The following is a 12,573-nucleotide window of genomic DNA, read 5'->3' as shown; positions in this document are numbered from 1 at the left end:
ACGGACTTCCTCCGCGTCCGCACGGCCCGAGGCGCCGTTACCGATCCCGCCCGCACGCATAGGCCAAGGGCGACACCAGCTCCTCCGCGTCCGGCAGCCACCGGTTCGCGGGCGTGGGCCGACAGGCCCACTGCACGGCTCCCCTGGTCCCGTACCGCGTGGGCGGCGCAGCCAGGTACGCGCCCTCGCCGAGCGTGACGAGGTCGAGCGAGGCGGGGGACCAGCCCAGCTTCCGCAGCAGATCGGGGACCTTCGCCGACGCCCCGGGGAGCACGAAGAACTGCATGCGCCGGTCCGGGGTCAGCGTCACCGGCCCGAGCGTCAGCTCCATCCGCTCCATACGCGCGAGCGCGAGGAACCCGGCGGTCTCCGGCACATCGATGGCGTCGAACGTGCGCCCGGTGGGCAGCAGGATCGACGCGGTCGCCTGCTTGGACCACAGCCGGCGCGCGACGGTCGCACTGCCGGTCGCCTGCGTCGCCCAGTCGTCGCGTGCCGGGTGCGCGCCGGGCAGCGCGCATTCGGGCTGATCGCAGGAGCACCGGTGCGTCCCGTCCACGGCTTCCAGCCAGGTGCCGGGGAACACGTCCCAGTGGCGTTCCTCGGCGTAACGTACGGCGGCTTCCAGGAGCGAATCGCCGCGCTGCTTCGGGATGTGGGCAGTTTCAGGGCCCGCGATGGTCTCTTCCACGATGAGCTCAACTCTAGCCATCACCGGGGGTTACGCCCGCCCGTCCGAGGCCGCCTCCGATACGAGGAGCGGTTTTTGGGCATGTCCTTTTTATCCCACATGCGCCGGGGAGGAGCACCGTTTCCGGCGGCGGGGCGCATGGATGCACGGGTGGGGGCGCGCAAGAGGAACGGCCGCGGGGGCCGGGTAGCCATGTGGGGGGCACGGCATCGGCCGTTACCCCGGCAATCCTCGCATGTCTGGCATTAGAGGTATGTCGGCTGGGCATTGATCTTCAAGGCCGGATCTTTTCGGCACACACGAAGGTGTTCCCGGGGGACCGGTCGCTGAAGACACGTCAACTCGGTGCGTGGGCAGGCATCGCGGCCACGCGGTGAACCGAGCCATAAGGGGGTACGCCATGGCCGCCAGGCCTCTCGTCGCGCGGCAGCCCAACGAACGGCTGCAGGCGCTCATTCAGGAAGCGGGCTGCTCGAACGCGGGGCTCGCCCGCCGGGTCAACATGTGCGGCGCGGAGCACGGCCTCGATCTGCGCTACGACAAGACGTCGGTGGCCCGCTGGCTGCGCGGACAGCAGCCACGGGGCCGGGCGCCGGCGATCATCGCCGAGGCGCTCGGCCGCAAGCTGGGGCGCACGGTCACGATCGACGAGATCGGCATGGCCAACGGCAAGAACCTCGCGTCTGGCGTGGGCCTGCAGTTCTCGCCGACGGTGCTCGGCGCCATCGAGCAGGTCTGCGAGCTGTGGCGCAGCGACGTCGGCCGCCGGGACTTCCTGTCCGGTTCGTCGGTCGCCTCGTCGGCGCTCGTCGAGCCGAGCCGTGACTGGCTGATCTCCGCGCCGGACTCGCAGGTCGCCCGCTCGGCGGGCCCGCGGGTGGGGCCCTCGGACGTGGCCGCGGTGCGCGCGATGACGCAGGCACTGGTGGGGCTGGACCACCAGTACGGCAGCGGGCATGTGCGCCCGGTCGTCGTGCACTACCTCAACAGCGTCGTCTCCGGGCTGCTGGCGGGCTCGTACCGGGACGCCGTGGGGCGCGAACTGTTCGCGGCCGTCGCGCGGTTGACCGAACTCGCCGGGTACATGGCCATCGACACCGGGCAGCCCGGACTCGCCCAGCGGTACTACATCCAGGCGCTGCGGCTGGCGCAGGCGGCGGGCGACCGCGGGTACGGCGGCTATGTGCTCGCCGCCTCGATGAGCCATCTCGCGGCGCAGCTCGGAAACCCGCGTGAGATCGCGCAGTTGGCGCGCGCGGCTCAGGAGGGCGCGCGAGGGCGGGTGACACCACGGGTGGAGGCGATGTTCCACGCCGCCGAGGCGCGTGGGCACGCACTGATGGGCGATGCGTACGCCGCGCAGCTCGCGTCGGGGCGTGCGGTCACCGCGCTGGAGGCGGCCGACGCGGCGTCCGGGGACGACCCGGCGTGGATCGCCCACTTCGACCGGGCCTATCTGGCGGACGAACTGGCGCACTGTCACCGGGACCTGGGGCAGGCCGAGGCGGCGGCCCGATGTGCGGAGGAGTCCCTCGCCGGGCACCCCGCCTCCCGGGTCCGTCGCCGGGCGATCGGCTACGTCCTGCTCGCCACCGCGCAGGTGCAGCAGCGCGAGGTGGAACAGGCCTGTCACACCGGCCTGAAGGCCGTGGAGCTGCTGGGCACTCTGCGGTCCAACCGCGGGGCCGAGTATCTGGAGGACTTCCAGCAGCGGCTGGAGCCCTATCGGGAGGAAGCGGTGGTGCGGGAGTTCGGGGCGCGGCTGGAGCTGGCGGCGGCTTGATCGAACCCGGAGCCCCGGAGCCCCGGAGCCCCGGAGCACCGCCCCTGGGATCCGACCCGGGCTCGGGACGGATCGCGCGGCGCCCGCACATGAACGTATGAGCGGAGGCCGCGTGAAGCCCCGGGTAACGGGTTGTGAGCGGTGCGTGGAGGCAATGGGCAGGACGTAAACAGCGCCCCCGGTCGCGGTTTTGTTACTGCTGTCACATGGGTACAAGGTCACGCCCTGTGCAGCGTGGCATGCGGCTCGGGGGACCCGGTAGCGTGAGCCGACGATTCCGAAGGTCCCCCATTCGTAGGAGTCCCGGTGACGCAGAGTGGACAGGGCGAGGAGCCCTCGGCGCGCCCCGCGCGCGAAGGCATCGTGCTGCCCTCCGACGGCGGCGAGCCCCTGCTGCCGGGCCAGACGGGCGGAGCGAGCGCTTCCGCGGTCCCGGCGGGTGGTCGCGGTGCGCTCCCAGCGCCCGGCCCAGGTGGTCAGACCGCTCCGGCGGGCGGACAGTCGTGGGGCCAGCCGTGGGGTCCCGGGCAGTCGGCCCAGACGCCTCCGGGCACCCAGGGCTGGGGCGGCGACGCGGGACAGCAGTGGACCGCGCCCGGGCAGCCGCCCGCACCGGACTGGGGTGCCCAGGGAGCCCAGTCGTCCTGGGAGCCTTCCGGCCCGCAACCGGGATGGGGCGGCGCTCTGGCCCCCCAGCAGCCGCAGGGACCGCCGATGCCGGCCCAGCCCCCCGCGCAGCAGGGCGCCGGGCCGCTGCCGCCCGAGGGCACGCAGGCGTCGTACGGCCCCGGCGAGCTGCCCGCGCCCCAGGGCGCGCATGACGCCCGGCAGGGCGCAGGGCCCCTGCCGCATGCCACCCACCCCGCGCCCCTGCCCCCCACGACGGGTGCAGCGCCCCTCCCCCCCGCGGCCGGTGCGCCCCGGCCGACGGCCGACGAGGCCGCCACGCAGTACATCCCGCCGGTGACCGGCGGCCCCGACGAGGGCGCCACGCAGTACATCCCGCCCGTCGCGGCCGCGCCCGACGAGGGCGCCACCCAGTACCTCCCACCGGTGGGGCCGGGTGCGCTGCCGCCGGAGACGCCCGGGGACGATGCGACGCGGTTCCTCGGGCGGCCCGGGGGCCCGCCGCCGTCCGTCGGCGCCCCCGACGCGCAGGCCACGCAGTACCTCCCGCCCGTGCCCGGGCAGCCGGGCCCGGCGCCCTACGGGGTGCGGCCGGGCGTACCCGGCGGCGACCGGCAGCCGCCGACGGACTTCGACAACCTCTTCCGCAACGACGCGGGCGGTGCCCCCGCGACCCAGCATCCGCCCCGGTTCGGCGCGGCGGACGCGCCCGGTGCAACCGGGGGCCGGGCGGCCGGACGGCGCGGTGGCGACGACGGCGGCCGTACTCGCTCGCGGGTCCCGCTCATCGCCGCGGTCGGCGTCGGCATCGTCGTCCTCGGTATCGGGGCCGGCGCCATGCTCGGCGGGGGTGGCGCCACCAGCGGTAACGGCGACAACAGCAAGACCGTCTCGGCCACCGGTCCGGCTGCGGACGCGTCCGGGGCGGGGGCCGGTGACCCGGCCAAGGTGCAGGCCGTGGCGCTCGACAAGCTTCTCGCCGACAGTGGCAACAGCCGCGACTCGGTGATCAAGGCGGTCGCCGACGTCAAGGCCTGCCAGAACCTCGGGCAGGCGGCCACCGATCTGCGCAATGCGGCCACGCAGCGCAACGACCTGGTCACCCGGCTGTCCGGGCTCGCGGTCGACAAGCTGCCCCACCACGGCGAGCTGACCGCCGCGCTCACCAGCGCGTGGCAGGCGTCCGCGTCCGCGGACACCCACTACGCGGCGTGGGCCGACCAGGTCGCCGGCGACAAGGGCTGCAAGAAGGGCCACGCGCGCAACACGGGCCAGGTCCAGGCGGGCAACCGGGCCAGCGGTACGGCCAGCGCCCAGAAGGCCAAGGCCGCGAACCTGTGGAACGCCATCGCGCAGAAGTACGGCCTGACCCAGCGCCAGCCGGTCCAGCTCTGAGCGAACGGGTGCGTGCCGCCTGAAGGGGGCGGCGGCACGCACCCGCCTACTGCTCACGCGCCGTTCGTGTTCTCCAGCGTCTTCGACACGTTCACGAAGCCCTTGCGCGCCGCCACCAGCTGTCCGTCGCGTACGACCTGGAAGGTGACGTCCGAGTTGATCAGACGGGGGTAGTCGACCACCGCCGTCAGGTCCTGGAAGCGCCAGCTGAGGGTCGGGGTGAGGCCGCCCGTGTCGACCTTGAGGCCGTTGTCCAGGGTCATGCGGATCGTGCGCGCGGACACCTCACCGCTGCCGAGCGAGTCGACGACCTTGTTCAGGACCGTGTACGCGATCCATGTGGTCTGCACGCCCGCGTCCGCCGGATCGATCCGGTTGTCGCCGAAGGCCTGCTCGCTGATCACCTTCTTCATCGGAGCCCAGCGCGCGTCCGTCGCCTCCGGGTACCAGCCGGTGACGTACGCCCCCTCGTACGGTCCCGAGCTGCCGCCCGACGCGTCGACGACGGACTGGTCCACGCTGCCGAGCACGGAGGCGGTGCGCACCGCCGGGTAGTCGCCGCTCAGGCGGCGGAAGGAGTCCATGAAGGTCCCCGTGCGCGTGTCCAGGGCGGGTACCACGCACCCCCTCCTCAGCGGATTCGAGGTCGCCCGGCGAAGCGCCTGCTGGGCCTGGTCGTCGAAGGCGGTGGCGTCCTCGGCCGCGCGCACGTCGTCGACCGAGTTGTGGTTGCCCGCCTTCAGCCCGGCGTCGAGCTGCAGCGGGAGCTGGTCGCCGGCGACGGTGTCGGGGCGCACCAGCGCCACCGGGCCGCAGGTCCTGCCCAGCTGCTCGCCGAGGCCGGCCAGCAGAGCGGGCTGACCGCCGTTGACCGGGTAGGACAGGACGCTCTTGAACTCGTCGCTGGTGAGCCCGTAGCCGCCGATGTAGGGGATGCCGGCCGACTCCAGCGGGGAGAGGAAGGATGTCGCGTACTGGCTGTAGGAGCCGACGACGGCGACGGCGTTCTCCTTGACGGCGAGGCGGGCGCACTTGGCGGCGCCCACGTAGTCGTTGTGGTCGTTGCAGGTCAGGACGTTGAGCTTGCGGCCGTGCAGACCGCCGTGAGCGTTGACCCAGCGCGCGTAGGCCTGCGCCATCGCCGTCATGCCCGGCTTGTTGGTGGCCGAGGTGTTCTCGGGCGCCCAGGTCATCACGGTCACGGGGTCGTCCCCGGCGCCCGTGGTACCGGGGACGACCCCGCAGGCCACGGCTATCGACGTACACGCCACCAGTGCGCCCACGGACAGGAGCGCGGCCCTGACGCGGGGAGTCGCCGCTTTTCGGAGGGTGCCTGGAACGCGGGCGCGGTTGGTGGAGGAGCTGGTGCGTCGCCTGCCGGTCATGGACACGCACGATTCCGCCACACAGCTAACCCGCGTGTGATCGGTGGTCAACGGGAGGTGGCGTAGAGGTGAATTACGGGGTCGGATGATCTGGATTTCACAGGGAACGTACGATCGGTGACTGTGCAAGGTTCGGAGAACACTTCCCGTCGCGGGCGTCGCTCATCCACCATGGGCGGCATGCCACTGAACGACATGCCGTGGTGGCGCTGGCGCAGCAATGTGCGCTCCGCGCTGCACATGCTCTCCGATCCGGTGTTCCAGCGGGACATCTGGCTGGCCGGTGTCGAGGGGTACGGCGACGTCACCGACGCCGTGTACCGCCTGGTCGAGGACACCTGGCTGGACAACTGGTCCGCCGAGAAGTACGTCGGCACGATCTTCCGCGACTCGCAGGAGGCGGCGCTCGTCGACACCGCCGTGCTGCGCGTGCTGCGGATCATGCACCAGGTCGGCCCGGACGCGCCGGTGCAGGCGTACCTCGACAACCACGGGTGGCCGGAGGCTGTCCGGGCGGCGCGGGACGCCCATATGCGGCTCGCGGTGAGCGACGGCGAGGACCCGGACGCCCCGCCGCGAACGCTGGAGGTGCTACGGATCCTCACCCGGACGGCCTAGCCGCCCATGCCGCCGTCCGGGTGGCGGGACGGCGGTCCGCGCAGGCCCGTGGGCATGAGACCCTGGCGTGCATGAATGAGCAGTCCCCCCGGCCCGCGGCACCCGCAGACCAGTACGTCCTGACTCTGTCCTGCCCGGACAAGCAGGGCATCGTGCACGCCGTGTCGAGCTATCTCTTCATGACCGGTTGCAACATCGAGGACAGCCAGCAGTTCGGCGACCACGACACGGGACTGTTCTTCATGCGGGTCCACTTCTCGGCGGACGCGCCGGTGACCGTGGACAAGCTGCGCGCGAGCTTCGCGGCGGTCGGTGACTCCTTCCAGATGGACTGGCAGATCCACCGGGCCGACGAGAAGATGCGCGTCATCCTCATGGTCAGCAAGTTCGGCCACTGCCTGAACGACCTCCTCTTCCGCGCCCGGATCGGCGCGCTGCCGGTCGAGATCGCGGCCGTGGTGTCCAACCACACCGACTTCGCCGAGCTGGTCGGCTCGTACAACATCCCCTTCCACCACATCCCGGTGACGAAGGACACCAAGCCGGAGGCCGAGGCGAGGCTGCTGGAGCTGGTCGGGGAGCTGGACGTCGAGCTGGTGGTGCTGGCCCGCTATATGCAGGTGCTCTCGGACGACCTGTGCAAGCAGCTCAGCGGCCGGATCATCAACATCCACCACTCCTTCCTGCCGAGCTTCAAGGGCGCCAAGCCGTACCACCAGGCGCATGCGCGCGGTGTGAAGCTGATCGGTGCCACCGCGCACTACGTCACCGCCGACCTCGACGAGGGCCCGATCATCGAGCAGGAGGTCGAGCGCGTGGGGCACGGCGTGACGCCGGACCAACTGGTCGCGATCGGCCGCGACGTGGAGTGCCAGGCGCTGGCGCGCGCGGTCAAGTGGCACGCCGAGCGGCGGATCCTGCTGAACGGGCGGCGGACGGTCGTGTTCGCCTGAGAGCTCCGAACAGATTCGGAGCTCTGAGGCCCCGGCCTACATCCGGCTCAGCGACGCGGCGGCGAACAGGACGTCCCTGATCGCCTCCCGGTCGCCGACCTGACCCGCGGCCGCCTCCTGCGGCGGCACATGGCCCGCGGCCAGGCGGCAGAACTCCACCCCGTCGAGCGCGACATGCGCCACCTCGTGGTCGGCGGAGGCGACCGCGCCGGGCGAGTCGAGGGCGATCAGCCACTCCCCGCCGCCCGAGCCCTCGATCTCCAGGCGTACGGTGCGCCCGGACTCGCCCGCCGGCACGAGGTGGCGGGCCCGGCCGGGCCCGGCGAGCCCGGCCTGCCGCCGCGCCGCGAGCACCGCGGGAAGCATCCGGGCCCCCAGGTCGATCATCTTGTTCAGATGACGGGGCGCGGGGGGCGCGTAGGGATAGTCGACGGCGCTCGCGATGTCCTCCGCGTGCACCCAGCACTCGAAGGCCCGGTCCAGCATCGCGTCGCGCAACGGCAGCCCGAAAGCGCCGTACGCCACCGCGACCGCCTCGCCTGCTCCGCCGGTGACGGATGCCGTCCGCACCAGGTCGTGGCTCTGCTCCCGCCACGGCACGCGTACGCCGCGGGTGGGCGGGAAGTACGAGGCGCGCCAGTATGCCTCCGTGCGGCCCTGAGGGGTGGCGGCCTTGGCGGCCGTGTCCCCGAGCGGGTCGCCGAGGCCCAGCGCCGTCGCCACCAGGCCGTCCACGGAGAGCAGGTGGGCGATGACTCCGGCCACGGTCGTACGGCGGCTCGTCGGTCCCGTCCCGTCGAACCAGCGCAGCCGCACCGGCGCGTGCCACTCGGCGTCGCCTATGTCCAGCAGCAGGGCGTCCAGGCGGGCGGCCTCCGCGTCGTACGGTGCCGCCCACTCCGGTACCGGGACGCGCGGCGGACGCCGGTCGAGGCAGCTCTCCAGGACGCGGGTGCGCAGGGCCGGGTCGAGGTCCAGGGTGTCGGCGGGGTGCAGCAGCCCCACCGCCTCGCGCAGCCGCCGCGCCTCGTCCGCGCACGGGCCGCAGCCGCCGAGGTGCGCCTCCACGGCCGCGGTCTCCTCCGCCGAGCAGGCGGCCAGCGCCCACGCCCCGAGCAGCGACGTCAGCACCCGATGCTCGATCACGACCGGCACGGCCGCCACGTCGGGCAGCGGCAGCCCGGTGTCCTCGACGGAACTTCGGGGCAACGGTATACGGGCGCCCCGGCCACCTCCCGACCCGACGTTCCCGGCGTCGCCGGGGCCCCGGGGCCCACCCGCGCCGTCGGCCGCGGGGCCGCCTGGATCACGGGTGCCGTCGCCTACGTCGCTGCCGTCGGCAGCGCTGTCCGAGGGCGGACGCTCGTCCCGCGGTCCGTCCGTGCCGCCGGTTGCGGAGGCGCCGGCGCCCCGCGGGTGCCCCTCGTCTTCGTTCGCGCTCGTACCGAAAGCCTCGTCTTCGGTCGTGCCGTGGTCCTCGGGTCGGCCCCGGCCCCCGTCAGCGCCGTGTCCCTCGTGCTCCTCGTACCCCTTGAAGCGCTCCGCCCCCGTCACCACGTCCCTCCCGGTTCGGGAGGGGTGCCCGAGGGGCTCGTCTCGTGGGCCGTGGACAGCAGCTGGAGGCCCAGGCGGAGGCGACGGCGGGCCTCGTCCGCCGTGATGCCGAGGTCGGCGGCGGTCTGGCGGTAGTCCCGGCGCTGGAAGTAGGCCCGCTCCAGCGCGGCGCGCAGCGGAACCGGCATCGAGGTGACGATGTAGTCGGCACGGGCCGCGACCGAGGCCTGGCGCACCTTGCGTTCCAGGTCCTGCGGGGTGCCCGGGCCGCCCCGGGCGAGCGCGGCGGTCTCGGTGCCCCGCAGTTGCCGCACGGCGAGCCGGTGGGTCAGCGTGGCGACCCAGGAGCGCAGCGGGCCCTGTTTCGGGTCGTAGGACTCGGGGTGCTCCCAGAGGTGGGCGAACACCTCTCGGGTGATGCCGTCGGCCGCGTCCTCGTCGCCGAGCACACGGTGGGCGAGGCCGTGCACGAGCGAGGCGAACCGGTCGTAGCACTCACCGAGCGCGGCCGCCTCGCCATGGGTGAGCCGCTGCTGCATCCTGCGGTCCCACCGGGGCGGTGCGTCCTTCATCGCCATGCGGCCCTCTCACCCCTGGTCGTTCGGTGCGCTGTCCCGTGCCGGCCCGTGTCCGTCCGCCTCTTCGAATCTAGTCGGCACGCCGGAGAGCGCATGCTCCTTTACGGCAATGCGCGCCCGTCGACGCGTCGCACGTGGTAGAGGCGGATGGGCGGTACCAGTGCTGCGCCCGGGTGCCTACCCCGTACGCGTCGGATAAGACATGAGCGAACGAGACCGTTACCGACCGAATTGGCTCATCTACCACACGCTTTCGATCGAAGATTCGGTGTTTCATGGAGGGGTATGGGGGCAGCCGCGCTGAAGGAAGCGTAGGGACGGCTTCCGTTTCCGAGCAGGGTGCGGGCGAGCGAGAGGCGTGGCGGTGACACTCGAAGTGACCCACGGGGAGCGCGGTGAGTGGGCCGTGCTCCACGTGACGGGCGAGCTGGACCTGGTGACCTCACCCGTGCTGCGTCAACGGGTGCACGACGCGGTCGCGGAGGGCCGTCACGATCTGGTCGTCGACCTGTCCGAGGTCGTCTTCTGCGACTCCAGCGGCGTCGGCGTGCTGATCGCCACCCGCCGCCTGATCCGCTCCTGCCAGGGCCGGCTCCGGCTGATCCTGCCCGAGGTCGACACCGGGGTGGGCTCGCATGTCAACCGGGTCCTCGCCGCGCTCGGTGTACGCCGCCTCTTCGACGTCCACCAGGATGTGGTCTCGGCCACCGACGAGGACTCGCGCCCGCTGTCGGCGTGACCCGCGCGCAGCCCGCACGCGCCCCACCCTCAACGGAACGTCGCAGGCCGACCACACGGTTGTCCCGGAATTCCCGCGGTCTTGGTACAAGCGTCGTTTTCCGTCACCCAGGAGCCCTCCTCCGTCGTACGCTCCTGCGAGAACCCCCGATGTCAGGGAAGGCGGCTCGAAACACATGGTCAGCACCGAGTACGAGCGCAGGATCGCCGCCCGGTTCGCCACCTTCGACCAGGACGGCAACGGCTATATCGACCGCGAGGACTTCAGCGCGGCGGCCAAGGCGGTCCTCACCGAGTTCGGCACCACGGCCAGGTCCGAGCAGGGGCAGGCCCTGTACGCCGGTGGTGAGGCGTTCTGGCAGGGCATGGCCGGGATAGCGGACCGGGACGGCGACCAGCGCATCACGCGCGAGGAGTTCGTCGGCGGCGCGGTCAAGCGGTTGCGTGACAACCCGGAGCGGTTCGCGGAGATCGCGCGCCCCTTCCTGCACGCGGCGCTCGCCGTGGCGGACGGCGACCGTGACGGCGCGGCAACGGTCGAGGAGACCGTCCGCGTGCTGAAGGCCCTCGGGGTGCACGAGGACATCGCCGCGGCGGCCGCCGTGACGCTGGACGCCGACGGCGACGGCAAGGTCGGGGAGGCGGAGATCGTGGCCGCGTTCGCGCGCTACTTCACCGTTCCCGAGTAGCGTTCGCGCAGCTTGTACTTGAGCACCTTGCGCAGCGTCTCGTTGCGCGGAAGGGCGTCCACCACCTCCAGCTGCTCGGGCAGCTTGTGCACGGACAGCCCTTCCGCGCGCAGATACGAGGTCACCGCGGTCAAGGTCAGCTGCGGTGCCCCCGGCGGCTGTTCGACCACCGCGCAGACCCGTTCGCCGCGTTCCTCGTCGGGCAGTCCGATCACCGCGACGTCCTGGACCGCCGGGTGCCCGTGCAGCAGATCCTCGATCTCCTTCGCGGAGATGTTCTCGCCCTTGCGGATGATCACGTCCTTGAGGCGTCCGGTCAGCACCAGGTGGCCGGAGCCGGTGAGGTGACCGAGGTCGCCGGTGAGGAAGAACCCGTCGTCGTCGAACGCCTCCGCCGTCCGGGCCGGATCCAGGTACCCCTGGCAGACGGCCTCTCCCCGGAGGCGTACCTCCCCGTCGACGATCCGTATCTCCATCCCCTCCGGCGGCCGCCCCTCCGTCGTCGCCAGGTTCTCCGCGGAGTCGTCCGGCGCTCCCATCGTGATCATCGGCACCTCGGTCATGCCGTACCCGTGGGTGAGCTGTACGCCCATCTCGCGGACGACACGGTGATAGACCTCGGGCGGCTTGGGCGCCCCGCCGCCCGCCAGCAGCCGCAGGGTGGGAATCACCCGCACACCCGGCTGCTTGCGCTGTTCCGCGAGGAACATCGAGTAGAAGGCGGTCGACCCGCCGGCCACCGTCACGCCGTGCCCGCGGTAGCCCTCCAGCGCGTCCGGCAGTGCGAAGTGCTCGAACATCACCGCCGGGAAGCCGTACAGCAGCAGCATCACCGTGTAGTCGGGCCCGGCGATGTGCGCGTACGGGAAGGCCATCGAGCCCACGTCCTCCTCCGACAGCCGCAGCGCGTGCGCCAGGCAGGATCCGCCCGCGATCAGCGAACGGTCCGTGTGCAGAACGCCCTTGGGGTCGGAGGTCGTCCCCGAGGTCCAGTAGATCCAGCGGACCGAGGTGCCGTCGGCGGGCGGGGGCGGAAGGGCGGACGGATCCCCGTCGGGCAGGCCGTCACCGTCGTACGCCTCGAAGATCCCCCTCGCGCCGAGCCGTCGCGCCATCGCCGTGTGGTCGTGGCCCCGCCAGGTGCCCGGTACCGCGAAGAACTCCGCCTTCGACTCCCGCAGCGCGAAGCCGACCTCGCGTTCGCGGTAGTAGGGGATGATCGGCGTCTGCACGGCACCCAGACGGGCCAGCGCGAAGGACAGCAGGGCGGTCTCGATGCGGGTGGGCAGCTGCCAGGCGACCACCGTTCCCGGCCGTACGCCCATTCCGTACAGCCCGGCGGCCACCCGCTCGGCCTTCTCGCGCAGCTCGCCGAAGCTCAGGCGCCGGTCGTCCTGGAGCAGGACGGGCCGGCCGGGGGTGAGGTCGGCGCGGCGGGCGACCAGTTCCCAGAGCGTCCGGGAGGCGCTCAGCGCGTACGCGGTCTCGTTCACCGGGCCCCCTGTAGCTGACAGGTAGTCAGATCACGGCCAGAGCGTAGAACCCGTCGCCTTGTCGGTCCA

The 12,573-nt window shown here is 72.3% G+C and carries 11 protein-coding genes; 6 read left to right on the top strand and 5 right to left on the bottom strand.

The genetic code is table 11. From position 1 onward, the window contains the following. Window positions 1–37: 37 nt before the first annotated feature. Window positions 38–712: a bifunctional DNA primase/polymerase gene (locus tag ASC56_RS07640; RefSeq protein WP_055490457.1), complete on the bottom strand. Its 675-nt coding sequence runs from the start codon at window positions 710–712 to the stop codon at window positions 38–40. A gap of 379 nt (window positions 713–1,091) precedes the next feature. Here ASC56_RS07640 and ASC56_RS07635 point away from each other — a divergent pair, with 379 nt between their 5' ends. Further along, complete coding sequence (locus tag ASC56_RS07635; RefSeq protein ID WP_055490456.1) at window positions 1,092–2,474, top strand: hypothetical protein; 1,383 nt, start codon at window positions 1,092–1,094, stop codon at window positions 2,472–2,474. Between the two features lie 306 nt (window positions 2,475–2,780). Further along, the gene (locus ASC56_RS07630) at window positions 2,781–4,496 is read left to right on the top strand and encodes a hypothetical protein (RefSeq protein ID WP_055490455.1); all 1,716 of its coding nucleotides are present in this window, start codon (window positions 2,781–2,783) and stop codon (window positions 4,494–4,496) included. A gap of 53 nt (window positions 4,497–4,549) precedes the next feature. Here ASC56_RS07630 and ASC56_RS07625 read toward each other — a convergent pair whose 3' ends face one another. Then, window positions 4,550–5,881: an ABC transporter substrate-binding protein gene (locus tag ASC56_RS07625; RefSeq protein ID WP_079102356.1), complete on the bottom strand. Its 1,332-nt coding sequence runs from the start codon at window positions 5,879–5,881 to the stop codon at window positions 4,550–4,552. A gap of 117 nt (window positions 5,882–5,998) precedes the next feature. Here ASC56_RS07625 and ASC56_RS07615 point away from each other — a divergent pair, with 117 nt between their 5' ends. Together ASC56_RS07615 and purU are read left to right on the top strand one after the other, a co-directional pair. Continuing rightward, a complete protein-coding gene (locus ASC56_RS07615) occupies window positions 5,999–6,499 on the top strand; it encodes a hypothetical protein (RefSeq protein ID WP_079102355.1) in 501 nt (166 codons plus the stop codon). Between the two features lie 71 nt (window positions 6,500–6,570). Then, a complete protein-coding gene (gene purU, locus ASC56_RS07610) occupies window positions 6,571–7,452 on the top strand; it encodes a formyltetrahydrofolate deformylase (protein ID WP_055490452.1) in 882 nt (293 codons plus the stop codon). A gap of 36 nt (window positions 7,453–7,488) precedes the next feature. On the opposite strand, the gene ASC56_RS07605 is transcribed toward purU, so the two are convergent. Both ASC56_RS07605 and ASC56_RS07600 read right to left on the bottom strand, forming a co-directional pair. Further along, on the bottom strand, window positions 7,489–9,006 hold the full coding sequence (locus tag ASC56_RS07605) for a zf-HC2 domain-containing protein (RefSeq protein ID WP_055490649.1): 1,518 nt from the start codon (window positions 9,004–9,006) through the stop codon (window positions 7,489–7,491). Then, window positions 9,003–9,584, bottom strand: coding sequence for a sigma-70 family RNA polymerase sigma factor (locus ASC56_RS07600; RefSeq protein ID WP_055490451.1), 582 nt, complete (start codon window positions 9,582–9,584; stop codon window positions 9,003–9,005). Before ASC56_RS07600 ends, ASC56_RS07605 begins: the two co-directional genes overlap by 4 nt. 358 nt (window positions 9,585–9,942) lie before the next feature. Here ASC56_RS07600 and ASC56_RS07595 point away from each other — a divergent pair, with 358 nt between their 5' ends. Next, window positions 9,943–10,323, top strand: a complete 381-nt coding sequence (locus ASC56_RS07595) for an STAS domain-containing protein (protein ID WP_055490450.1) — start codon at window positions 9,943–9,945, stop codon at window positions 10,321–10,323. 175 nt (window positions 10,324–10,498) lie between these two features. Next, the gene (locus tag ASC56_RS07590; RefSeq protein ID WP_055490449.1) at window positions 10,499–11,011 is read left to right on the top strand and encodes an EF-hand domain-containing protein; all 513 of its coding nucleotides are present in this window, start codon (window positions 10,499–10,501) and stop codon (window positions 11,009–11,011) included. Here ASC56_RS07590 and ASC56_RS07585 read toward each other — a convergent pair. After that, window positions 10,990–12,504, bottom strand: a complete 1,515-nt coding sequence (locus ASC56_RS07585; protein WP_055490448.1) for a class I adenylate-forming enzyme family protein — start codon at window positions 12,502–12,504, stop codon at window positions 10,990–10,992. The genes ASC56_RS07590 and ASC56_RS07585 overlap by 22 nt on opposite strands. Between the last annotated feature and the right edge of the window lie 69 nt (window positions 12,505–12,573).

This window comes from Streptomyces sp. TP-A0356 (genome assembly GCF_001417775.1).
GTDB lineage: Bacteria > Actinomycetota > Actinomycetes > Streptomycetales > Streptomycetaceae > Streptomyces.
This window is presented reverse-complemented; position numbering and strand designations above follow the sequence as displayed.